This is a genomic window from Streptomyces sp. NPDC104761 (assembly GCF_055583445.1).
On sequence record NZ_JBVJNZ010000008.1, the window covers coordinates 289,776 to 312,372 of the forward strand.

Here is a 22,597-nt window from a genome sequence, read left to right on the forward strand (position 1 = left end):
GGCGTCGGTGGCGGCCCCTGACGGCCTCCCGGTTGAAGGAGAGACCGAGACGGTTCGCGTGGTTCGTGATCGTGCCGACGGACCACTCCATCTGACGGGCGATCTCGTTGCGGGAGAGCCCGTCAAGCGTGGAGCTGACGGAGGCGCTGCTCGTCTTCTTCGGAGAAGGTTCGTGCCACGGCCGGCACCCCCCTCGCACGCGTGCGGTGACGGGTGACAGGTCAGGCGTCACGTTCGAGTAACTGCTGTGCTGTAACAGCCAACCTGATGAGAGGGTGACCGCATGCAGTGGATGGACGTCGTGGTGGTCCTAATCGGTGCTGTCAGCAGCGTTCTTATGTCGGCCGGGCTGCGATGGGCGCAGTCCCAATTTGATCGATCTGTCACTGCAATGAGGGATCGGCTCCGAGCCGAGGTGTTGGGTGAGTTGCAGGGCATGGGATCGGACTTCCCGCCATTCCCCGGTGGTGATGAAGCTTCAACCGATCCGACAGCAGAAGCTGGACCCGAAGCGGATCCTGTAGAAGAGGGCCCAACTCCAGAGGTTGGGACAAAGGCTTCCCCGCAGACGTTGGCGGATCAGCGATTCGCTGCTCTGCTGATCGAGTACTACGCCTACGGGCTGACCCAAGCCCGCCGCAGTTTCAGCGTCAGCCTGTCCTGCTCCGTGGTGGGCGGTCTCGTCCTGCTCTCCGGCATCGGCATGGCGATCTTCAGGGCCGAGAGTAACGGAGAACAGTACGCATCCGTCACGGCGAGCGTGGCGGGCCTCCTCATGACGGTCATCGGTACCTTGTTCCACCGCCGGGCGGATCTGGCGCTCAAGCACATGGAGTCGCAGACCCAGTTGCTCCGGCAGGACATGAAGGTCGAGCGGGATGCCGGTCAGGCGATCCAGCTCTTGGAGGACGTCACGGATTCGACACTCAAGGCCCATCTCCAGGCGGCATTGATCCTCAAGTTCTCCGCCGCGAAGCTTCCCGAACTGAACGGTGTCCTGAAGCCCGCCGCGGCCTCTCCGCAACCCAGCGCCAACGGAGCGGTCCTGCATCAGCCGTCGGAGTCGGCGAGTTCCTGACGGCCGTCAGAGGAACTCGGCACTCCGGGATTTCTGACGTTGGCACTTGGGTAGTCCATCGCCGGATGGACTTCCAGGAGGAGGCGTAAGCGCCGGAAGCCCGCAACGACCCGCGAGCCCCGGGAGGGGCGGTTGCCCCAGGGTTGGGGGCACAGGCAACCAACGGGCGTGACCAAGGAATCCCAGGCATGCATTCAGACGTGCCGGGACCTTGGCACGCCTGAGAGCGGCCACAGGTCCCGGAGAAAGGGACCTACCGCAGTGAACACCCTCAACGCGGCACTCGGTGCAGCCGCAGCAGCCCTCGCCCTTGGAGCTGAGGTCGTCCGCATCCTCCGCGACCGCCGAGACCACGGTCGTTGCCAGGCGTCCCAGGAGGCGGAAGAGGACAGCTGAGTGAGCCCGCCCTCTGGCGCTCCGGGGCGTCAGACGGCCGTCAGCCCTTCCGGAACTCTCCGGTGACGTATGCGTCGTCGACGTTCCGAGGACCGAGCTGGGCCTTGAGGTCCTTCGCGGTCTCGTCCTTGACCCGCTTGGCGAACAACGCCAGCTCCAAGAGCGGAGGGTGCGATCAACCGACGAGCCGGGTAGTACTCCGATCCATTGCTGGAGGGGGAGCGCGTGGTAACCATCGTGTCGGCGATCGGCGGTCTGGTTGGACTTGTCTCGCTGGTGTTCCTGGGCTTTCAGACCAGGGCCGTTTCCGAGCAGGTGCGGGCAGCCAACAACCTCAACGCCACAGAGTCTTTGACGCCTACGCTCACGCACCTTCGCGAGATCCACTTCAAAATGCTCGAATACCCCGGCATCCGGCCGTACTTCTACGAGGGCAAACCCTGCCCCCGGCGTGGGGTCGAGCGCGAGCGAGTGTTGATCTTCGCAGACATGCTGGCTGACGTGCTGGACAGCGGGATCCAGGCGACACGGCGTATCCCGGACAACGAGTCTGCGGAGGATTGGATGTCCTTCTGCCGGTTTGTGGTCACCCATAGCCCCACGTTGCGGGCCATGGTCGGCGAGCACTCCAACTGGTGGCCGGATTTGTCGAGGATCTGCTGACCCCCGTCACGCGGTCAGGTACACGCGCGGGCCGTCCAGCCGGGGCCGGGCCTTGCGAGTGGCCAGCTCGGCCTGGGCGACGGCGATATGCCGGAAGAGCTTCTGGCCTCGGTGATCGAGGCCTTCGACTTTCAGGTGTCCTCGGCGGACCCACGAGTAGACCGTCATGATGCTGACGCCCGTCAGATCGGCGGCCTCTCGGGCCGTCAGCCAGAGTTCGTCCTCCACTGAAGCCCTCCCGGACGTGTAGGCGCGATGGCCGGGGAGATGAGGCAGAAGTCCGCGGGCTGGCCGACCAGCGTGGCGGCCCGGTCCAGCTTCAGGAGTGGCTCGTGGCAGGGGCCGGAGCCGTGGTCCGCCTCGCAGGCCCAGCGCTCCCAGGCGGCAGCGGAGCCGAGCTGGATGACGCGGCCGTTCTCGCCCTGGACACGCGCGTCAGGTCGACTTCCTGCGGCATTGCACACGCTCCCGGGTGTGAGGAGCGCCCGGAGACCTTCCCCGGGCGGGGTGGCCTTCAGAGGAGTCGTCGTGCATTCGCCCTTAGTGACGTGCCTAAATTAGCACGACAATGCGCAGGAATTCAACGCGAGTCTGCAATCTTAATTACTCCAAGGATTCCTGTATTGGCATTCTCTACAGGAAATCTTGGAGCGATTCCGAGCTTTGTGGTTGCGGTATATGCGCGCTTATGATGACCTCAGACACGACGAAGCCCCGGCGGGAACCGGGGCAACGTCAGGCAGCTTTTTAAAAAGCCGGGTCGGTCCGGGAGGGCTCCCACCCTCCGAGACCGGCAGCTCCTCCCATCTCCAAGAAGCGGAGCCACCATGAATGCAATTTCCGATTCTACCGGTCAGCTCCACTCGGGTCTCGACGCCGTCAGGGCCATCCAGCCGACCGTGCTGAATCCCGAAGCCGTTCCGGAGTGCCGGATCGCCACCCTTCTGCTCCACGGACCCGTCAAGGGCCTCCGTCCCCTTGAAGTCGCCTCCGGTCTCTCCGACAAGCAGGTCTGGGAGATCACGTCCTCGGTCGACGGTGGCCTGTCCACGTACGGCCTGGTCCTCACCATCGAGCGCGGGTCCTTCTGGACCTCCGAGGGCCGGGAGAAGGGTCAGTACGCCCTCGCCGAATCCCCCCGTAAAGACGTCACCAGTACTGAATCTCTCGAGAACCCCCTACCCCCAGGGGGTGGTGGCCCTGGAGGGCCTTGAAGATCTTGATGATTACCGTGACGTCTTCGCGGGGGGATTCTCTGACGAGCGGGTCATGGCCCTGGCGGACCCCTCCCTGGAGCTGTGGAGGAGGAGCAGGACGGAACTGGGCTCGGAGGGCTGGAGGGTCGGGGTGATCCTGGGCTTCCGGACGGTCGAGCTGAACGCCAAGGCCTGGCGGGAGCTGGTCGGTGACGAGAAGAAGGCCGCCCGGCTGGCCAAGAAGATAGACGCCCACGACGTCCCCACCCGGACCGGGAAGGCCCGAGCGACCCGGTACACCCTGGACTGGTCGGTACAGCACCGGATGGTGGAGGAGAACGCCGAGGACCGGATGGTCCGGGCGAAGAAGCTCCAGAACCAGCATGCCCGCGAGCAGGAGCGCATCCAGCGCCCGGCCTCCTTCGAGGAGATTGAGGTGCGCCGCAGGGCCTGGCAGGACGCTCAGTACGCCTCGTACCTCCAGCCCGTCCTGGACGAGGCGGAGAGCCCCAGAACCGCAAGGACCTGGAGCGGCTCCTCCACGCGTTCGCGGGGGCTACGGAGGCCGACTGGAGGCGTTGGATGGAGTTGGACGAGGAGGCCGAGCCGGGGCCCGTCCCGAGCGCCCCGGCGGCCCTGGTCGACGAGGATGCCAAGCCCGGCAAGCTGGAGCGGCCGGCCAGGAAACCTTGGGGCTTCCGGGCTCCACGGCCGCCGAGTTCATGACCCAGTCCGAGGGTGACCGACAGGAGCAGCTCGCCGCCATGAGGCGCCGCATGGCCGGATCCTCTCGCTAGGCCTGGGGAACGATGGTGCCGTATGCCAGGGGAGCTGCGTTGAAAGCTTCGTGAACCCGGACGAGGGCGGCTCGGGTCTCTTCAGGGGTCATGACCGGCAGCATCACGAGTTCTGCCCGTGCCGCCCGTTCTACAGCGGCCCATGCCTGATGAGATTTCTTGTTGTTGGCGACTCGTTGATCTGTGCGCACGAAACCCAGAGCTGCCGTCAAGGAGGCCGAGATGAGGGCGAGAACGCCAGCCAGCACTCGCATTCCGGCATCGGCGAGACCGGCTCCGCCAGCAGCCGCAGCAGCTGCTGCTGCGGTAGCTCCCGTCGCGACGTGTGCGACGTTCCAGAACTTGACTCGCTGATCTGCGCGGGCCGCCTTCTTGGCGGCCTGGTCGCGGACGTCTTCGAACTCCTCTTGGGCGCGGCCCAGATCCAGGTTGTCGCTGACCGTCATGTGAACAGAGTGTCACCGAGACTCGACTTACGGAAGATGGCGGTTTGTTGATCTGATGCCCGGTCGGGAAGGCGGCTGACCTGGTCAAGCAGGTCAAGGCCCAGCCCGCCGAGGGGGTCACCTCCCCGGGTGCGGCGCGCTGGTATTTCGGGCAGGCCGCCAAGGCGGGGAATGTCGCGGCGCTGCGAGGGCTCGGGTACATGTTGCTCCGGGGCTTGGGCGGTAACAAAGACCCCGAAAAGGCGGTGGAACTGTTCCAGGTGGCCGCTGCAGAGGGTGACAGTGCCGCGCAGTACAACCTGGGCGCGATGTACCTCAGAGGAGATGTGGTGCCAAAGTCCAAGGGCAAGGCACTCCAGTACCTCGAAGCAGCGTCCGCGGCCGGAGAGGGTACGGCCTCCTGGCAGCTCGGGGACATCAAGTTGGCTGAGCGGGACTACAACGCGGCACGACGCTACATGGAACTGTCGGCCGATCAGGGCGCGTATGTCGGCCTCAAGGAACTCGCCCCGATGTGCCGTGACGGCGTAGGTGGAGACATCGACCTGGTCCGAGCCCTCGGTTGTTTCCTGAAGCTCCTGGATATCGGGGACGGTGACGGTATGGACGAGGCACACCAGCTGGCGGATCGGATGACGGACGAGGAAATCAGGGAAGCCGCTTCCTGGGCGAATCATGCCGCCGAGGGCGAGTCCCTCATCAGGCGGGCTCGCCACTGAGGTGGCAGGGGGTCCCACAGGACAACGCACTTTGCATGCTGAACCGGTATCGCGTTGTCTCGCCGGTCCGGTGCCAAAGGCGCGTGTAGGTGTTCGGACGTGCTGCAGATGGTTCGGGGAGGCCTATGAGCGGGCCTGAGGGGAGCACAGAAGAAACGTACGCGGTCCGCCCCTCGGCGGCGGTTTTCCTGGTCACTCGCCTCGGGTGGCACAGTTGCCTGACTGTGCGCGCATCTCCGCGAAGAGTCTCAGTGCCTGACAAGCGGGCTGTCACTCGTCATCCTCTCCTCGTCGTCCGGTTCGGGCTCCCGGACGACCGCCAGATCGATCAGTTCGGGGGTCCGGTCCTCGTCGGTCCTGCCCGGGATGTCGTCGTAGTAGGCGGGGCTGCAGCTCGTCCGGCCCACCATGCGTAGCCCTCGTACACGCCCGGAAGGGGTTAGGGGCATCTCGCCCGCCGGGTCAAGGGTGAGCTCGTTGACGACGAGGACGCCGGTCACGCACTCGATGCCGATGGGGACGTGTCCTTCGGCAGCTGCGTTTCCTCGTTGCATCCCTGCCTCGGCGTTCCGCGAAACGGGCCGATGCGGCCAGGCCGTGTCGGTGTCCCGGAAGCCGTCGGCACGGCACTGGCGGCCGTCAGATCGACCCACAGAGCGTCCGCGGTATCCAGGGTGATCAGGCCGTCCGCGCGCCCGGGCATGACCCGCTCTGACATACCGACAGACTTTCGGCGTGCACGAGCCGGCGGGCCTCCAGGCGCCTCGGTCAGCGCGGGCCACCGACATTGCTGTCGACCGCAGCTCTGGGAACAACTGCGGGCTGGCTTCGGTGTCGGTGCCGCGGCCCTGATCAGGATCCCGTCACTCACCGACGGATCGGTGCACAGAAACCGCACAGTCTGCGACTGGATGCATGCGTTGAGTGAGATTGCCTGCGGACCCACGGCTATGGCTTCTTCCCGGGCGACTCGAATCCCGGGTGTATGGGCCGTAGTTCGGCCGTGACCAAACGGCAGACGGGCCCCTGACCCGCGTTTCCGCAGGTCAGGGGCCCGTCCTATAAGGGTGAGTGACGGGACTCGAACCCGCGACATCCTGGACCACAACCAGGTGCTCTACCAGCTGAGCTACACCCACCACGACCGACGGTGACTTTGTGGTTTCTCCGACCGGCCGAGAAAAAGTGTACAGGGTCCGAAGGGGTGCTCGCGCACGGCTTTCCGGGAGCCGCTGCCGAGGCCCCCCGGGGCCTATTCCGCAGGCAGGACGTGCTTGGCCGCGATCGTCCGCGCGGTGTCCGAGTCCGGGCCGGGCTGCGGTACGAAGATGGCCTCGCGGTAGTAGCGCAGTTCGGCGATGGACTCGCGGATGTCGGCCAGGGCGCGGTGGTTGCCGTTCTTCTCCGGGCTGTTGAAGTAGGCCCGCGGGTACCAGCGCCGGGCCAGCTCCTTGACGCTGGACACGTCGACGATCCGGTAGTGGAGGTATCCCTCCAGGGCCGCCATGTCCCGGGCCAGGAAGCCGCGGTCGGTGCCGACGGAGTTTCCGCACAGCGGGGCCTTGCCGGGTTCCTTCACGTGCTCCCGTACATAGGCCAGGACCTGCTCCTCGGCCTCGGCGAGCGTCGTGCCGCCGGCCAGCTCGTCGAGCAGGCCGGACGTGGTGTGCATCTGCCGCACCACCTCCGGCATCGTCTCCAGTGCCTTGGCCGGCGGACGGATGACGATGTCCACGCCCTCGCCGAGCACGTTCAGCTCGGAGTCGGTGACCAGTGCGGCCACCTCGATGAGCGCGTCGTCGGACAGCGAGAGGCCGGTCATCTCGCAGTCGATCCACACCATGCGATCGTTCATGCGACCACCCTAAAGCTGACGTCGGCGTTTGGGTGCCCCCCGGTACAACGCCGACGTCTGCGGGGCTGACGCCGCCGCACCGCACGCTCCGGCCCACCCGAGGGTCTCGGGTGGGCCGGATTGGGTCAGCTGCCCGTGCGGGGGCCCGGGAGGCTGGGGGACAGGCCCACCGCCGCTGTCCTGCGGGTCTGCATCGGCAGTACGCCCTCGGGGTACTGGACCGGGAGCGGGCCCGTGGGCGGCAGCGGGGACGGTTCCGGGGCCTCGGGGCGGTCGGACTGCGGACGGCGTGCCCGGTACGCGGCCCGGTACGCCGCCGGGGACGAGCCCAGCTGGCGGCGGAAGTGACCGCGCAGGGCGACGGGGGAGCGGAAGCCGCAGCGGCCCGCCACCTCGTCCACCGAGTAGTCCGACGTCTCCAGGAGGCGCTGCGCCTGGAGGACCCGTTGCGTGATCAGCCACTGGAGCGGCGCCGACCCTGTCAGGGAACGGAAGCGGCGGTCGAAGGTGCGGCGGCTCATGTACGCGCGAGCCGCCAGCGTCTCCACGTCGAACTGCTCGTGGAGGTGCTCCAGCGCCCAGGCGACGACCTCGGCGAGCGGGTCGGCGCCGATCTCCTCTGGTAAAGATCGATCGAGGTAGCGCTCCTGACCGCCCGAGCGGCGCGGTGGGACCACCAGACGGCGGGCGAGCGCGCCGGCCGCCTCGTTGCCGTGGTCCGTCCGCACGATGTGGAGACAGAGATCGATTCCGGCCGCCGTGCCGGCGGACGTGAGGACGTCGCCGTCGTCCACGAAGAGTTCCCGTGGGTCGACGTGCACCGACGGATAGCGCTTGGCCAGCGTCGGCGCGTACATCCAGTGGGTGGTGGCCGGGCGGCCGTCCAGCAGGCCTGCGGCGGCCAGCACGAACGCGCCCGTGCACAGCCCGACGATGCGGGCCCCCTCCTCATGGGCGCGCCGCAGCGCGTCCAGTGCCTCCTCCGGTGGCGGCGCGGTGATCGAACGCCAGGCCGGTACGACGACCGTGCCGGCGCGTGAGATCGCTTCCAGGCCATGCGGCGCGGTGAGTTCCAGGCCCCCTGTGGTCCGCAGCGGGCCTTCCTCGCCACCGCACACCAGTAGTCGGTAGCGCGGTACGCCGGCGTCCTGGCGGTCTATCCCGAACACCGACAGCGGTATGGAACTCTCGAAGATGGGGCCGCCGCTGAACAGCAGCACCGCGACGATCTCCTTGCGGCGTCGCCCGGACAGTTTCCGGGCCGCGGTTTCCGGCGCGGCAGTGGAGTCGTGGCTCATCCTGCTAAGCCCCCCTTGGTGGTCGCGGCTCCTCGGTTGTGTCGCTCCTGCACGTTTCCCCTCGGTCCTGCACGAGTCCCCCGCCGTAAGACGTCAAGATCGAATCTACTGGTTTCCGCGGTGTCGCGTTGACCAGTTCGACACGCCGTCGATTGTCGACATGACAACTTGGCGTGAAGCATTCGATCACGAAGGGTTGCACTCACGGGCCGTGCAGGGAAGTGCGCCTCGTCGCAGTGGCCAAACCGCGTAGGGTGCGGAGGGGCCCGCGGACCCTTTCCGTGCAGGTGGAACGGGGGTTGGGGGGTGGTTGGTGCCCCTCTTGCACAGGTCCGCCAAGTTGGCTGAAAAGAAGCGTTGGCGTGCGCGGAAACCGGTCAGTCGACCGGTGTCGTGCTCCGGGTGTGACGTCCGCCTCCCCGGGCCGCCGTCCCGCGCTCCGCGCCGAGCCTCGCACCGAGTTCCGAGCGGCGCAGCAGGAAGCGGCACGCGGCGGTGACGGCGGCGAGACCCAGGGCGGTACCGGCCGCACCGGCCGCCGAGGTGCCGTACCAGAGCAGCACCACGGGGACGAGTACGCAGGAGAACGCGGCCCAGCGGACCACGTCGCCGGCGCTGTCCGGAGCGCCGTGCGGGGCGGGGGCGCGGTGCGGGGCAGGGGCGCGGTGCGGGTCGGCGGCACGGAGTGGGGCGGGGGCGCGGCGCGAGGTGGGGGCGCGGTGCGGGGCGGGGGTGGTGCGGCGCGGTCCGGACATGGTGGTACTCCCTCGTGACGCACTCGTACCGGGATCAACGCGCGTTCGAGCGGTCGGTCACCGTGCGTGGGCCCCGGCGCTGTCCGAATCCTGTGCAAACCGCCTGTACGGGGCAGCAACCATTGCGTTACGGGCGCGGCTCGTGCATGCTCCCTGGAACCCCTAACCGACTCCGGGGAAGGTCCCTACGGAGAGTGCGCGGGATCTGGGCCGAGGAGGCGTGCCGCCGTACCCTTGGGGGTATGGGGTCGGGAAGATGTTTCCCGGACACAAGCTCGCCGCACACCGTCCCTCCCACACAAGGATCACAACGCCGAGACAGCCATGGCCGGTCACGAATTCTTCGATCCAGCGGACCGCAAGCGGCCGGTCGCCGACCCCACGGCGGCCGATGCGCTGGCGGCGGAAGAGGCACGCCCTTCCTGCGATCCCGCCTTCCAGCACGGAGTGGTCGTCGGCTTCGACGGTTCCACCTCCAGTGAGCGCGCCCTCGCCTATGCGATCGGGATGGCACACCGCTCCCGCGCAGGGCTGATCATCGTCCACGTCGCCAACCGACTGCCGACCACCGTGTGGGCCGGCTGCGAGCCACCCGTCTTCGTCGATGTTCCGGACCACCGGACCGAGGTGCTCGGTCTCGAACTCGCCTGCGCGGACTACCTGGCCGAAGTGCCCTGGATCCTCGTCGAGCGCGGCGGTGACATCTGCCACGAACTCGAAGAGGTGGGGCGGGAGTACGAGGCCGACGCGATCGTCGTGGGGTCGACCCACGGGCTCGTCGGGCGGATCTTCGGCTCCGTCGCCGGGCGGCTCGCCAAGCGGGCCAAGCGGCCCGTCGTTGTCATTCCGTAACTCCACGTTCTCCCAGGTGAGATGCGCCGTGGGAACGGTCCGGCTCTCTTCGTGCTGTGCCTGAAATTCCTGGCGTGCAGAGGTGTTTGTGCCCTTGTGAAGGGCATATATCGGTCACCGCGCACAACTGCACAAAGCATGAAGGGAGCCCGCCGTGGACAACGACGTCTCTGCGGGAAGCGGAACCACCACCGTGGCCGGCCGACTCGCCCTGGGAATCACCCTGTTGGCGTTCGGACTCGGTACCACCGGCGTCATCGACAACGTCACCACCTCCGACGCCGTGTCAATCGCCCACTACGTGGGCGGAGTCGCCCTCTTCCTCGTCGGCCTGCTGGCCTTCCGTGACCGTGACGCCGCGAACGGCACGGGCTATGTGGCCCTCGGCGCCCTCTGGTTCACCTGGGCCGTCTCGTCCGGTGGCCACACCTCGGCCAACGGCGCCGGGCTCTTCCTGCTTCTCTTCGCCCTCGTGGCCCTGTCGTTGACCCTCGCGGGCGGCGACCAGCTCGGACAGGGCATGCACGGTCTGCTGTTCCTGGCGATGCTCCTGCTCGCCGTCGCCCAGTTCGCCGACAGCTCGTCACTGACCAAGGTCGGCGGCTGGGTTGCGGTGGCGGCGGGGGCGGTGGCCTGGTACGCCGCGACGGCCGCGCTCGCGCACTGGCCGACGGTGCTGCCGGGGCGGGCTGCCGGTCGGGGGGTGACGGCCCACGGCTGATATGGCAGCCGACGCCGGGGAGTTGGGCGTCCCCGGCGACAAATAGAGCGGACCCCCCGTGGTTTGGTGGCACACGTGGGGGTCCGTTCGGTTCGTCGGCCCGTGCGGGGCGGTGGGGGCTGGTCGCGCAGTTCCCCGCGCCCCTTACGGGGCGCACTGGGCGCCCCTTCTTTTGCTTTTAGGGGCGCGGGGAACTGCGCGAGCAACCCCCCACGCACCCGCACGGTCAACGCGACCGGATGACCCCTACTCCACCGTCACCGACTTCGCCAGGTTCCGAGGCTTGTCGATGTCCCGGCCCAGGGCCTTCGCCGTGTGGTACGCGAGGAGTTGGAGCGGGATGCCCATCAGGATCGGGTCGAGTTCGTCCTCGTTCTTGGGGACGACGATCGTGCGGTCGGCCTTCTCCTGCTCCTGGTGGGCCACCGCGAGGATCCTGCCGCTGCGGGCCTTGATCTCCTCCAGGGCCGCGCGGTTCTTCTCCAGGAGGTCGTCGTCGGGGACGATCGCCACCGTGGGGAGGGCCGGCTCGATGAGGGCCAGCGGCCCGTGCTTGAGCTCGGACGCCGGGTAGGCCTCCGCGTGGATGTAGGAGACCTCCTTGAGCTTCAGGGAGGCCTCCCGGGCCACCGGATAGCCCCGGACGCGGCCGATGAAGAGCATCGAGCGGGCCTCGGCGTACTCCGCGGCCATCTTCTCGATCTCCGCCTCCTGGGCGAGGATCTCCGAGATCTGGGCCGGCAGCTTGCGCAGGCCGTCGATGATCCGCTTGCCGTCCCGGACCGAGAGGTCGCGGATGCGGCCGAGGTGCAGGGCGAGGAGCGCGAACGCGACCGTCGTGTTCGTGAAGCACTTCGTCGAGACCACGCAGACCTCCGGGCCCGCGTGCACGTACGTGCCGCCGTCCGCCTCCCGCGCGATCGCCGAGCCCACCACGTTCACCACGCCCAGCACCCGCGCGCCCTTGCGCTTCAGCTCCTGGACGGCGGCGAGCACGTCGTACGTCTCACCGGACTGCGAGACCGCGATGTAGAGGGTGTCGGGGTCGACGACCGGGTTGCGGTAGCGGAACTCGGAGGCGGGCTCGGCGTCCGCGGGGATGCGCGCCAGCTCCTCGATCATCTGGGCGCCGATCATGCCCGCGTGGTACGAGGTGCCGCAGCCGAGGATCTTCACCCGGCGCACGGCACGCGCGTCGCGGGCGTCCAGGTTGAGGCCGCCCAGGTGCACGGTGGAGAAGCGGTCGTCGATGCGGCCGCGCAGCACGCGGTCGACCGCCTCGGGCTGCTCGAAGATCTCCTTGTGCATGTAGGTGTCGTGGCCGCCCATGTCGTACGACTCGGCCTCCCACTCCACGGTGGTCGGCTCGGCCGTCGTCCGGGTGCCCTCGGTGGTGTAGGTCCGGAAGTCGTCGGCCTTGAGGGTGGCCATCTCGCCGTCGTCGAGGGTCACTATCTGGCGGGTGTGGGTGACCAGGGCCGCGATGTCGGAGGCGACGAACATCTCCTTGTCGCCGATGCCGAGGACCACCGGGGAGCCGTTGCGGGCGACGACGATCCGCTCGGGGAAGTCGGCGTGCATCACCGCGATGCCGTAGGTGCCCTCGATCACGTGCAGCGCCTGGCGGACCTTCTCCTCCAGGGTCTCCGCCTGGGAGCGGGCGATCAGGTGGGTGAGGACCTCGGTGTCGGTCTCCGAGAGGAACGCCACACCGTCCGCCTCCAGCTTGCGGCGCAGCTCGGCGGCGTTGTCGATGATCCCGTTGTGGACGACGGCGACCTTCTGGTCCGCCGACATGTGCGGGTGGGCGTTCACGTCGGAGGGGGCGCCGTGGGTGGCCCAGCGGGTGTGGGCGATGCCGGTGGTGCCCTTGAAGCGCGCCGGGACCTTGGCCTCCAGGTCGCGGACCCGGCCCTTGGCCTTCACCATCTTCAGGCCGGCCGTCTTCGGGGCCGACACGACGATGCCCGCCGAGTCGTAGCCGCGGTATTCCAGCCGCTGGAGACCTTCGAGGAGAAGGGGGGCGACGTCGCGCCTACCGATGTATCCGACAATTCCGCACATGTATGGGTGTTCCGTATCTCTAAGCCGTAGTCATCCGTAGACCATGCGACGAAGCTGCCGGAGGGTGAGCTCCGGCGGGGCGACGGCCCGGTACTTCAGATCCGCCGCGATCCGATCGAAGATTTCCGCGTTGACCAGGCCTTCCGCCTGGAGCTCGCGGTGGCGGCGACGGACGAAGTCCGCGGTCGTCTCGTCGAAGTAGGCGAGCACGTCCTGGATCACCCGCAGCGCCTCGCCCCGGCTCAGGGGCGAGGACCGCATCAGATGATCAACGAGTTCGTCGTGCACCCGGTAGATCCTCGGGTACCGGCGCCGGATTCGCAAGAATCCTGCCCGATTCCGGGCAACAGGCTGTTGAATCTCTTATGGGGTGCTGTTCGCAGCCTGTCCATCCTGTGTCTTGCGCCACGTTGCTTGTGGAGACGATTTTCAGACGCCATGGACATTCCTCGTATGGGCGTACCCGATGAGCTCGCCGACCGCATGAGCATGGCGGAGCAGCACGAGTACCTCCGCGCCAAGTTCTCCCGGCGCTCCATGATCAGAGGCGGTGCCGTGACCCTCGGCGCCGTCACGGGCGGCTCGTTCGTCCTGGGCGGCACCGCCCAGGCCGCCGTCCCCACGCAGTCCTCCGCCCCCGCCGCCCAGTACGTCGACGGCGCCTACGTGGCGCCGTTCGGCCGTCACCTGGCCTTCGGCAGCGACGCCAGCACGGAGATGACGATCTCCTGGCAGGTCCCGGTCGCGGTCAAGAAGCCCTTCGTCCGCATCGGCACCCACGCCTCGCACCTCTCGGTCAAGATCGAGGCCGAGATCCGCACCCTCTACACCCCGGCCGGCATCGGCGCCAGCGGCGACCACACCCAGTACTACGTGCACGCCAAGCTGGCCAACCTCAAGCCGGGCCGGCAGTACTTCTACGGCGTCGGCCACGAGGGCTTCGACCCGGCCTCGCCGCAGTTCGCCAGCACGATAGGCACCTTCACCACCGCGCCCCGGAACAAGCAGCCGTTCACCTTCACGGCCTTCGGCGACCAGGGCGTCAGCTACCACGCGCTGGCCAACGACAGCCTGATCCTCGGCCAGAACCCCAGCTTCCACCTGCACGCCGGCGACATCGCCTACGCCGACCCGGCCGGCCAGGGCAAGACCTCGGACACGGTCTTCGACTCGCGCACCTGGGACCAGTTCCTGGCCCAGACCGAGTCGGTCGCCAAGTCCGTGCCGTGGATGGTGTCGTACGGCAACCACGACATGGAGGCCTGGTACTCGCCCAACGGCTACGGCGGCGAGGAGGCCCGCTTCACCCTGCCCGACAACGGGCCGGACAAGAACCACCTGCCGGGCGTCTACTCCTTCGTCCACGGCAACACGGCGGTCATCTCGCTCGACCCGAACGACGTCTCCTTCGAGATCCCGGCGAACCTGGGCATCTCGGGCGGTACCCAGACCAAGTGGTTCGAGGCGCAGCTGAAGAAGTTCCGCGCCTCGAAGGACATCGACTTCATCGTCGTGTTCTTCCACCACTGCGCCTACTGCACCTCCACGGCGCACGCCTCGGAGGGGGGCGTGCGCCAGGAGTGGGTGCCGCTGTTCGAGAAGTACACGGTGGACCTGGTCATCAACGGCCACAACCACCAGTACGAGCGCACCGACGTCATCAAGGGCAACACCGTCGTCAAGAAGCTCCCGATCGGCGAGACCGCCTACCCCGAGACCGAGGGTGTCGTCTACGTCACCGCGGGCGCGGCCGGCCGCAGCCTCTACGCGTTCTCCGCCCCGGACTCCTACGAGGGCCACCTGAACGAGGTCGACTCCGTCGCCTCCTTCATCAACACCAAGGACGGCAAGGTCAACGAGACCGTCACCTGGTCCCGGGTGCGCTACCTCAACTACTCCTTCCTGCGCGTCGACGTCGAGCCCGCTCCGCGCGGCCAGTACGCCAAGCTGAAGGTGTCGGGCATCGCCGAGACCGGCGACCGCATCGACCACTTCACGGTGGCCCGCAAGGCGAAGTAGGGCCCGGCGGGAGCAGGCAGCAGTGCCGTGCGCCGGAGGCAGGGCGCACGGCATCCCGCAGGCGGTCCTCACAAGCGTTTGAGGACCGCCTGTTTGGCCCTCGTGAACTCCTCGTCGGTCAGCACGCCCGCGCGGTGCAGTTCACCCAGCTCCCGCAGCCGGCGCAGCAGCGCGTCGTGGTCGTCCCCGGCCGGCGCGTCCGGCTCCCGGGACGCCTCCGCCGCCGTGGCGGCCGCCGACGGGTGCGGCAGCCGGGCCTGCACCGCCGCCGCGACCAGCGCCATCAGCGGATCCCGCCTGAACCCCCACAACTCCACCGCGTTCGGGTCGTACTTGGCCCGCTCCCGGACCGGCGCGCCGGTCACCCGGAACCGCAGATGACCGTTCTCAAGACCGGCGGACGGCTGCCACTCCACGCCCAGGATGTCCGCCAGGGCCAGCGTGCGCGGACCCACGGCGGCCTTGGCGTCCTCCGTCTTCCAGTTCCACTCCAGGCGCACCCGCTCCCCGTCGAAGGACGCCGTGCCGTCCCCGGCGGAGACCGACAGCGGCAGCGGCGGCCCCGGCAGCAGGTACCCGGTCACCGGCGTCCCCGGCACCCCCTCCAGGAGCAGCGCGTCGCGCACCTCGTCCGTGAGGTACTCGGCGACCCCGTACCGGTCCGGCTCGACGGTCAGCCGATAGGGATCGTGGGGTTCGGCGAGGCGGCCCCCGGTGGCCTGCAGCAGCGGATCGGCGCCGTCCCGCAGCCGCAGCCTCAGCCGCCCCTGCCTGCGGCCCTGCTCGAACGAGATCCCCGCCAGCGCGCCCAGCGGGACGACCAGTTCACCCAGGGCCCGGCGCAGCACCCCGACGTTCTTGTCCCGCCCGGGAGTCAGCCGCAGCGCGGCGCCGTCGAAGACCCAAGTGCCATCCTTCTGGATGATTTCCGCCACCCGGGGATTGTTCCACCGGAAGTGCGGGAGAGTGGTCTCGACCAATCCTGGTCGGTCTCGACCAAACCTGGTCGGTCTCGACCCCCGCTGAAGGGAGCGCATGTGCGATCGCACCACAGAACGACTCCCCGAACCCCCCGTATGGGCCGCGTCCTCGGGTCCCTGCTGCTCGTCGCGGCGGCCGGCGCCTTCACGGCCGGTGCCGCCCCGGCCTCCGCCGCGTCCGTGCCGGCCCCGCTCGGCCGGGTCGTCCCGGCGCCCGCCTCGGTCACCCCCGGCGGCACGCCGTACCGCATCACCCCCTCCACCGCGATCCGCGTCGACGGCTCCGGAGCCGCCCACCGGGTCGCCGAGTACCTCGCGGACCTGCTGCGCCCCTCGACCGGCTACCGGCTGCCCGTGACCACCCACGGCGCGGCGGGCATCCGGCTCGTCCTGTCCCACGGCCCGTTCGGCGCCGAGGGCTACCGGCTCGACAGCGGCCGCGGCGGCGTCACCATCACCGCCGCCGAGCCCGCCGGCCTCTTCCACGGCGTCCAGACCCTGCGCCAGCTCCTCCCGGCGGCCGTCGAGAAGGACACCGTGCAGCCCGGCCCGTGGCTGGTCGCGGGCGGCACCGTCACCGACCGCCCGCGCTACGCCTACCGGGGCGCGATGCTCGACGTCTCCCGGCACTTCTTCACCGTGGCCCAGGTCGAGCGCTACATCGACCAGCTGGCCCTCTACAAGATCAACGAGCTGCATCTGCACCTCAGCGACGACCAGGGCTGGCGCCTCGCGATCGACTCCTGGCCGCGCCTGGCGGGCTACGGCGGCTCGACCCAGGTCGGCGGCGGCAAGGGCGGCTCCTACACCAAGGCCGAGTACCGGGAGATCGTCAGGTACGCCGCCTCCCGCTACCTCGAAGTCGTCCCCGAGATCGACATGCCCGGCCACACCAACGCCGCCCTCGCCTCCTACGCCGGCCTCAACTGCGACGGCACGGCGCCGCCGCTGTACACCGGCACCGAGGTCGGCTTCAGCTCGCTGTGCGTCGGCAAGCAGGTGACGTACGACTTCGTGGACGACGTCGTCCGCGAACTGGCCGCCCTGACCCCCGGCCGCTACCTCCACATCGGCGGCGACGAGGCGCACTCCACGAGCCACGCGGACTACGTCGCGTTCATGGACCGGGTCCAGCCCGTCGTCGCGAAGTACGGCAAGACCGTGATCGGCTGGCACCAGCTGACCGGTGCCCACCCGGCGCAGGGGGCCCTGGCGCAGTACTGGGGCCTGGACGACACCGGCGCCGACGAGAAGGCCCAGGTCGTGAACGCCGCCCGGAACGGCACCGGGCTGATCCTCTCGCCCGCCGACCGGGCGTACCTCGACATGAAGTACACCGAGGACACCCCGCTGGGCCAGGACTGGGCCGGACTGGTGGAGGTGCGGCGGTCCTACGACTGGGACCCGGGCAGCTACCTGGCCGGCGCCCCCGCCTCGGCCGTCAGGGGCGTCGAGGCGCCGCTGTGGACCGAGACGATCGTCACGGACGCCGACATCGACTACATGGCCTTCCCGAGGCTGCCGGGAGTGGCGGAGCTGGGCTGGTCGCCGGCCGCCACCCACTCCTGGGACGCGTACAAGGTGCGGCTCGCCGCTCAGGCCCCGCGCTGGGACGCCCTCGGCATCCCCTACTACCGCTCGCCGCAGGTGCCCTGGCCCGCAGCCTAGGGTGACATGACCGGTGGGCTCCCCCGAGGACCGTACTCGGGGGAGCCCACCGGCCCGGATCAGAACCCCGCGACGGGATTTTCCAGGGTTCCGACCAGCTGGAGGGCGCCCGACGGGTCCGCCAGGTCCACCATCTGCCGGTTGTCGCGCAGCTGGAGCCGGTTCAGGCAGGACAGCGCGAACTCGGGCGCGAACATGTCGTACCGAGCGAACCTGTCGGCGAGTCCGGGTGCCGACGCCTGGTACGCGCGGGTGACCTCGGCGACCGTCCGCCAGAAGTCGTCCTCGGCCAGGACCCCCTCGGCCGCGAGGTTCGCGGCGAGGAAGCGGAAGAAGCAGTCGAAGACGTCCGTGAAGATCGACAGGAGCTTCTTCTCCTCCGGGACCTCCACCCGCAGCCGCTCCACCGCCGGCGGCAGCACCGCGTCCGGGTCCATGACCGCGATCTCCTCGGCGATGTCCTTGAAGACCGCCCGCCGTACGACGCCGTCCTCCAGCACCAGGATGACGTTCTCGCCGTGCGGCATGAACACCAGGTCGTAGGCGTAGAAGCTGTGCAGGAGGGGCGTGAAGTAGGCCCGGAGGTAGGCGCGCAGCCACTCCTTCGCCGGCAGCCCGCTCCGCTCGATCAGGGCGGCCGCGAACGAGGCGCCCTCGTGGTCCACGTGCAGCAGGGAGGCCATGGTGGCCAGGGACTCGCCCTCCCGGAGGGACGGGACCGGGCTCTCCCGCCACAGCGCGGCCAGCATCTTCCGGTACGGCGAGTAGCGGTCGGTCGCCCGCTCGTACTCCAGGTGCCGGTAACCGACGGCCGCCCGCTCCCGGATGATCGACAGGCCGGTGGAGGTGAGCACCGGGTCGTTGTCGATGAGCTGGGCGAGCCAGTCGTTGATGGCCGGAGTGGCCTCCATGTAGGCGGCCGAGAGCCCGCGCATGAAGCCCATGTTGAGGACCGAGAGCGCGGTCTTCACGTAGTGCTTCCCGGGGTGCGAGCTGTTGAAGAAGGTCCGGATGGACTGCTGGGCCAGGTACTCGTCGTCGCCCTCGCCCAGGCAGACCAGGTACCCGCGGGCGACCTCGGCGGCGAAGGTGACCGTGAGCTTGTTCCACCACTGCCAGGGGTGCACCGGGATGAGGAGGTAGTCGGCGGGGTCCAGGCCCCGCTCGCGCAGGACGCCGTCGAAGCGCTCTACGGTCGCCTCGCCCAACTCGTCCCGCACGAACGACTCGTACTCGATGCCGACGCCCGCGGTGAACGCGGCCCGCGACCGGTGGGCCGCCAGCCACACCAGCCGGACCGGGCTCGCGGTCTCGGGCGCGTACGACAGGTACTCGTGGACACCGAAGCCGAGCCGCCCGTTGTTGGCGACGAAGCAGGGGTGGCCCTCGGTCATGCCGCTCTCGATCGCCTGGAAGCCGCTTGCGGCGAGCTCGGCGGCCGTGATCTGCGGCTTGGTGAGCTTGTAGCAGATGCCGGAGAGGGTGGAGGAGATCTCCTCCAGGTAGACCGGCAGGATCTCGTCGCTCAGCCCCAGTGACTTCTGCAGCTCGATGAAGAAGTCCAGCGCGGCGAGCGGGAGTTTGGCACCGTCCCGGGTACGGGTGAGGGAGTCCGGGTCCACCTGCCAGTGGTCCAGGGCGCGGCGGACGGCGGTGAAGCGGTAGCGGGTGAGCCCGTCGTCGCTGCGGACGACGTACGACTCCCCGTCCCGCTCCGGGGTGATGAGGCGCTCGTGGGCGAACTCGGCGAGGGCCTTGCGTATGAGCAGTCGGTTGGCCTTCTCCCAGCGCTCGGGGGAGAGGTGGGCCACGGCGTCGGCGAGGGTCATACGGCGGCCACCGCCGTCTCGAACCGCTCCCGGGTGCAGAAGCTCAGCAACGCCTTCTTCTCCGGCTTCCGGATCTCCCGTACGGGCACGAACCCGACGGCCTCGTTCAGCGCCTGCACGGCCTTGTTGCCGACGTCCGGCTCGACGACGATCCGGCGGGTCGCCGGGTCCTCGAAGAGACGGGCCACCACGGCCGTGATGACGGCCCGGGTGAAGCCGTGCACGGGGGTGTCCGTGGCAGGGGTGAGGAAGTGCATCCCGACGTCGCCCGGCTCGGCCTCGTACAGCCCGGCCAGCTCCCGGTGGGCCGGGTCGTAGTACTCCATGAGGAAGGCCGGCTCGCCGCCCTCGCCGAGGCCGAGCAGCGCGTGGTGGTGCTCGTCGGCCGCGATCTCCATGTACGCGCGCTCGACGTCCTCCAGTCTCGCGTCCTGCATCATCCAGTAGGCCGCCTTGGGGTGGGTGACCCAGCGGTGCAGCAGCTCGGCGTCCTGGAGGGGGTCCAGGGGGCGGAAGGTGAAGGTCATCGTCGTCGTGCTCATACGGCGAACTCCTGGAAGGCGATCGTCTTCTCCACCGGGTAGTACTCGGAGCCGAGCAGCTCGCGGATGATGTACGCGTTCCGGTAGGGGCCCATGCCCAGGTCGGGGCTGGTGATGCTGTGGGTGTGGACGCCGGCGTTCTGCAGGAAGACGCCCCGGCCGGTGACGTCGATCGCGTAGTTGCGGGCGACGTCGAAGTTGCCGTGCGTGTCGTAGCGCAGCCGGTCGCGGACGGGCTTCAGGAACTCCGGTTCCGCGTACCGGTAGCCGGTGGCCAGGATGAGGCCCTGGCTCTCGATCTCGTAGTCCTTGCCCTGCTCCTCCTGGCGCAGTTTCAGCGTGTACGTGCCGTTGTCGTAGGCGGCCGCCCGCAGGGAGGAGTTGGTCAGCAGTCTGGTGGGGACCGGGCCGCCGAGGCTCTTCTGGTAGAGCAGGTCGAAGATCTCGTTGATCAGGTCGCCGTCGATGCCCTTGAAGAGGCCCTTCTGCTCGGCGGTGAGCCGGTAGCGGGTCGCCTCGGGCAGGGCGTGGTAGTAGTCGACGTACTCCGGGCTGGTCATCTCCAGCGTGAGCTTGGTGTATTCGAGAGGGAAGAAGCGGGGGGAACGGGTCACCCAGTTCAGGCGGTAGCCGTGGACGTCGATCTCGCCGAGCAGGTCGTGGTAGATCTCGGCGGCGGACTGGCCGCTGCCGACCAGCGTGATCGACTCCTTGGACTGGAGCTCCTGCTTGTGCCGCAGGTAGCGCGAGTTGTGGATGAAGTCACCGCCCAGGCCCCGGCAGGCCTCGGGGACGTGCGGCGGGGTGCCGGTGCCGAGGACCAGGTGCCGGGCGCGGTACGTCTCGCCGGCCGCCGTCGCGACCAGGTAGTGCTCCGCCTCGTACCGGACCTCCGTCACCGTGGTGCCGAAGCGGACGTTGGTCAGTCTGTGCGCGGCCCAGCGGCAGTAGTCGTCGTACTCGACCCGCAGCGGATAGAAGTTCTCGCGGATGTAGAACGGGTACAGCCGGCCCTTCTCCTTCAGGTAGTTGAGGAAGGAGTACGGCGAGGTGGGGTCGGCGAGGGTGACCAGGTCCGACATGAACGGCGTCTGGAGGTGCGCGCCGTCCAGGAACATGCCGGCGTGCCACTCGAAGTCGGGCTTCGAGTCGAGGAAGACGCCGTCGAGTCCGGTGATCGGCTCGGTCAGGCAGGCGAGGCCGAGGTTGAAGGGCCCGAGCCCGATGCCCACGAAGTCGTAGGTCTTGGGCGGGTGTTCAGGACGCGCGGTCAAGGGACTCTCCCAGGTACTGCTCGGCGTGGCCGGCGATCAGGTCGAGGACGGCGGCGATGTCGGCCGTCGTGGTCTCGGGGTTGAGCAGGGTGAACTTGAGGTAGTGGCGGCCGCCGACCTTGGTGCCCGCGACCACCGCGTCGCCGGAGGCGAACAGGGCCTTGCGGGCGTACAGGTTGGCGCGGTCGATCTCGGCCGGGTCGGTGACGGCCGCCGGGATGTAGCGGAAGACGAGGGTGGACAGGGACGGCTCGACGACGACGTCGTAGCGCGGGTCGGCCACGAGCAGCTTCCAGGCCTCCTGCGCCAGTTCGCAGACCTCGTCGAAGAGTTCGCCGATGCCGTCGGCGCCCATGGTGCGCAGGGTCATCCACAGCTTGAGGGCGTCGAAGCGGCGGGTGGTCTGGAGGGACTTGTCGACCTGGTTGGGGATGCGTTCGGTGACCATGCGGCGGGGGTTGAGGTAGTCGGCGTGGTATGTGACATGGCACAGCGTCGACGCGTCCCGGACCAGCACCGCGGACGAACTCACCGGCTGGAAGAAGGACTTGTGGTAGTCCACGGTGACCGAGTCGGCGCGCTCGATGCCGGCGAGCCGGTCCCGGTGCTTCAGCGAGGCGAGCAGACCGCAGCCGTAGGCGGCGTCGACGTGCATCCACACGCCGTACTGCTCGCACAGCCCGGCGATCTCGGGGAGCGGGTCGATGGAGCCGAAGTCGGTGGTGCCGGCGGTGGCGACGACCGCCATGGGCACCAGGCCGTCGTTCCCGCACCGCTCCAGCTCGCGGGCGAGGGCGACGGTCTGCATCCGCTTGTCGGCGCCGACGGGGACGGAGACCACCGCGTCCGGGCCGAGGCCGAGCAGTTTCGCCGACTTGCGCACGCTGAAGTGGCTGACCTCGGAGGCGAGGATCCGCAGGTCGGCGAGGTTCTCGGCCTTGGCCTCCTCCCGCGCGAGGAGCAGCGCCTGGAGGTTGGACTGGGTGCCGCCCGAGGTGAACACGCCGTCGGCCGCGGCACCGAAGCCGATGCGGGCGGTCGTCCAGTCGATCAGTTTCCGCTCGATGAGGGTGCCGCCCGCCGACTGGTCCCAGGTGTCCAGGGATGAGTTGACGGCGGAGAGCACCGCCTCGCCGAGCACCGCCGGGATGACCACCGGGCAGTTGAGGTGGGCGAGGTAGCGGGGGTGGTGGAAGTAGACGGCGTCGCGGAGGTAGACGTCCTCCAGCTCGTCCAGCACCGCCGTGGTGTCGTGCAGCGGGCGGTCGAGGTCGATGCCGTCGATGCGGAGGGAGAGGGCGTCGACGGTGACACCCGTGAACGGACGGTCGGCAGTGGCGAGTTTGGCCGCCACTCGCTCTACTCCATCGGTCACGGAGCGGCGGTACTGCTCCGCGGTGAGGTCATTGAGCAGGTGCGAGCGCATGAGGGGGTCCTCCGGGACG

General features: G+C 68.8%; 22 protein-coding genes and 1 tRNA gene. 9 read left to right on the forward strand and 14 right to left on the reverse strand.

The window, feature by feature from the left end; genetic code table 11:
• Positions 1-283 precede the first annotated feature (283 nt).
• Complete coding sequence (locus ACZ63F_RS23240) at positions 284-1,078, forward strand: TRADD-N-associated membrane domain-containing protein (protein ID WP_469713376.1); 795 nt, start codon at positions 284-286, stop codon at positions 1,076-1,078.
• Between the two features lie 621 nt (positions 1,079-1,699).
• Complete coding sequence (locus tag ACZ63F_RS23245; RefSeq protein ID WP_469713378.1) at positions 1,700-2,137, forward strand: hypothetical protein; 438 nt, start codon at positions 1,700-1,702, stop codon at positions 2,135-2,137.
• 6 nt (positions 2,138-2,143) lie between these two features.
• Here the strand turns inward: ACZ63F_RS23245 and ACZ63F_RS23250 are convergent, their stop codons facing one another.
• Positions 2,144-2,365, reverse strand: coding sequence for a helix-turn-helix domain-containing protein (locus ACZ63F_RS23250; protein WP_469713379.1), 222 nt, complete (start codon positions 2,363-2,365; stop codon positions 2,144-2,146).
• Between the two features lie 599 nt (positions 2,366-2,964).
• Here ACZ63F_RS23250 and ACZ63F_RS23255 point away from each other — a divergent pair.
• Positions 2,965-3,351, forward strand: a complete 387-nt coding sequence (locus ACZ63F_RS23255) for a hypothetical protein (RefSeq protein ID WP_469713380.1) — start codon at positions 2,965-2,967, stop codon at positions 3,349-3,351.
• On the forward strand, positions 3,329-4,075 hold the full coding sequence (locus ACZ63F_RS23260) for a hypothetical protein (RefSeq protein ID WP_469713382.1): 747 nt from the start codon (positions 3,329-3,331) through the stop codon (positions 4,073-4,075). The genes ACZ63F_RS23255 and ACZ63F_RS23260 overlap by 23 nt, the downstream gene beginning before the upstream one ends.
• Before the next feature lie 51 nt (positions 4,076-4,126).
• On the opposite strand, the gene ACZ63F_RS23265 is transcribed toward ACZ63F_RS23260, so the two are convergent.
• Positions 4,127-4,576, reverse strand: coding sequence for a hypothetical protein (locus tag ACZ63F_RS23265; RefSeq protein ID WP_469713383.1), 450 nt, complete (start codon positions 4,574-4,576; stop codon positions 4,127-4,129).
• A 182-nt stretch (positions 4,577-4,758) separates the two neighbouring features.
• Here ACZ63F_RS23265 and ACZ63F_RS23270 point away from each other — a divergent pair, with 182 nt between their 5' ends.
• On the forward strand, positions 4,759-5,295 hold the full coding sequence (locus tag ACZ63F_RS23270) for a tetratricopeptide repeat protein (protein ID WP_469713576.1): 537 nt from the start codon (positions 4,759-4,761) through the stop codon (positions 5,293-5,295).
• A gap of 248 nt (positions 5,296-5,543) precedes the next feature.
• Here ACZ63F_RS23270 and ACZ63F_RS23275 read toward each other — a convergent pair whose 3' ends face one another.
• From ACZ63F_RS23275 to ACZ63F_RS23295, 5 genes are all read right to left on the reverse strand, one after another.
• Positions 5,544-5,849 carry a hypothetical protein gene (locus tag ACZ63F_RS23275; RefSeq protein WP_469713386.1) on the reverse strand — a complete coding sequence of 102 codons (306 nt, stop codon included), beginning with the start codon at positions 5,847-5,849 and terminating at the stop codon, positions 5,544-5,546.
• A gap of 512 nt (positions 5,850-6,361) precedes the next feature.
• Positions 6,362-6,434 (reverse strand) — tRNA-His (locus ACZ63F_RS23280).
• Positions 6,435-6,547: 113 nt separating this feature from the next.
• Positions 6,548-7,150 carry an oligoribonuclease gene (gene orn, locus ACZ63F_RS23285; protein WP_351497616.1) on the reverse strand — a complete coding sequence of 201 codons (603 nt, stop codon included), beginning with the start codon at positions 7,148-7,150 and terminating at the stop codon, positions 6,548-6,550.
• Between the two features lie 125 nt (positions 7,151-7,275).
• Positions 7,276-8,448: a GlxA family transcriptional regulator gene (locus ACZ63F_RS23290; RefSeq protein ID WP_351958083.1), complete on the reverse strand. Its 1,173-nt coding sequence runs from the start codon at positions 8,446-8,448 to the stop codon at positions 7,276-7,278.
• Positions 8,449-8,825: 377 nt separating this feature from the next.
• Positions 8,826-9,203: a hypothetical protein gene (locus ACZ63F_RS23295; RefSeq protein ID WP_469713389.1), complete on the reverse strand. Its 378-nt coding sequence runs from the start codon at positions 9,201-9,203 to the stop codon at positions 8,826-8,828.
• Positions 9,204-9,527: 324 nt separating this feature from the next.
• On the opposite strand from ACZ63F_RS23295, the gene ACZ63F_RS23300 reads away from it, so the two are divergent.
• Both ACZ63F_RS23300 and ACZ63F_RS23305 read left to right on the forward strand, forming a co-directional pair.
• The gene (locus ACZ63F_RS23300; RefSeq protein WP_469713390.1) at positions 9,528-10,055 is read left to right on the forward strand and encodes a universal stress protein; all 528 of its coding nucleotides are present in this window, start codon (positions 9,528-9,530) and stop codon (positions 10,053-10,055) included.
• A 154-nt stretch (positions 10,056-10,209) separates the two neighbouring features.
• Positions 10,210-10,776: a GPR1/FUN34/YaaH family transporter gene (locus ACZ63F_RS23305; protein ID WP_469713391.1), complete on the forward strand. Its 567-nt coding sequence runs from the start codon at positions 10,210-10,212 to the stop codon at positions 10,774-10,776.
• A gap of 246 nt (positions 10,777-11,022) precedes the next feature.
• Here ACZ63F_RS23305 and glmS read toward each other — a convergent pair whose 3' ends face one another.
• Positions 11,023-12,840: a glutamine--fructose-6-phosphate transaminase (isomerizing) gene (gene glmS / locus ACZ63F_RS23310; RefSeq protein WP_469713393.1), complete on the reverse strand. Its 1,818-nt coding sequence runs from the start codon at positions 12,838-12,840 to the stop codon at positions 11,023-11,025.
• Between the two features lie 30 nt (positions 12,841-12,870).
• Positions 12,871-13,128 (reverse strand): hypothetical protein, encoded by a 258-nt coding sequence (locus ACZ63F_RS23315; protein WP_352359318.1) that lies wholly within the window; start codon positions 13,126-13,128, stop codon positions 12,871-12,873.
• A 165-nt stretch (positions 13,129-13,293) separates the two neighbouring features.
• Between ACZ63F_RS23315 and ACZ63F_RS23320 the strand changes: the two genes are divergently transcribed.
• Complete coding sequence (locus tag ACZ63F_RS23320) at positions 13,294-14,859, forward strand: purple acid phosphatase family protein (protein ID WP_469713394.1); 1,566 nt, start codon at positions 13,294-13,296, stop codon at positions 14,857-14,859.
• 68 nt (positions 14,860-14,927) lie between these two features.
• Here ACZ63F_RS23320 and ACZ63F_RS23325 read toward each other — a convergent pair whose 3' ends face one another.
• A complete protein-coding gene (locus ACZ63F_RS23325; RefSeq protein WP_469713396.1) occupies positions 14,928-15,794 on the reverse strand; it encodes a DUF4429 domain-containing protein in 867 nt (288 codons plus the stop codon).
• A 141-nt stretch (positions 15,795-15,935) separates the two neighbouring features.
• Here ACZ63F_RS23325 and ACZ63F_RS23330 point away from each other — a divergent pair, with 141 nt between their 5' ends.
• Positions 15,936-17,507, forward strand: a complete 1,572-nt coding sequence (locus ACZ63F_RS23330) for a beta-N-acetylhexosaminidase (RefSeq protein WP_469713397.1) — start codon at positions 15,936-15,938, stop codon at positions 17,505-17,507.
• Positions 17,508-17,566: 59 nt separating this feature from the next.
• Here the strand turns inward: ACZ63F_RS23330 and ACZ63F_RS23335 are convergent, their stop codons facing one another.
• Genes ACZ63F_RS23335 through desA form a run of 4 tightly spaced genes read right to left on the reverse strand, consistent with a single transcriptional unit; the run spans position 17,567 to position 22,578 of the window.
• Positions 17,567-19,336, reverse strand: a complete 1,770-nt coding sequence (locus ACZ63F_RS23335; RefSeq protein WP_469713398.1) for an IucA/IucC family protein — start codon at positions 19,334-19,336, stop codon at positions 17,567-17,569.
• Entirely contained in the window at positions 19,333-19,878 is a 546-nt protein-coding gene (locus ACZ63F_RS23340; protein ID WP_469713400.1) for a GNAT family N-acetyltransferase, read from the reverse strand. Before ACZ63F_RS23340 ends, ACZ63F_RS23335 begins: the two co-directional genes overlap by 4 nt.
• The gene (locus ACZ63F_RS23345; protein WP_469713401.1) at positions 19,875-21,152 is read right to left on the reverse strand and encodes a lysine N(6)-hydroxylase/L-ornithine N(5)-oxygenase family protein; all 1,278 of its coding nucleotides are present in this window, start codon (positions 21,150-21,152) and stop codon (positions 19,875-19,877) included. Before ACZ63F_RS23345 ends, ACZ63F_RS23340 begins: the two co-directional genes overlap by 4 nt.
• Complete coding sequence (gene desA / locus ACZ63F_RS23350) at positions 21,136-22,578, reverse strand: lysine decarboxylase DesA (RefSeq protein WP_469713578.1); 1,443 nt, start codon at positions 22,576-22,578, stop codon at positions 21,136-21,138. The genes ACZ63F_RS23345 and desA overlap by 17 nt, the downstream gene beginning before the upstream one ends.
• Positions 22,579-22,597 lie beyond the last annotated feature (19 nt).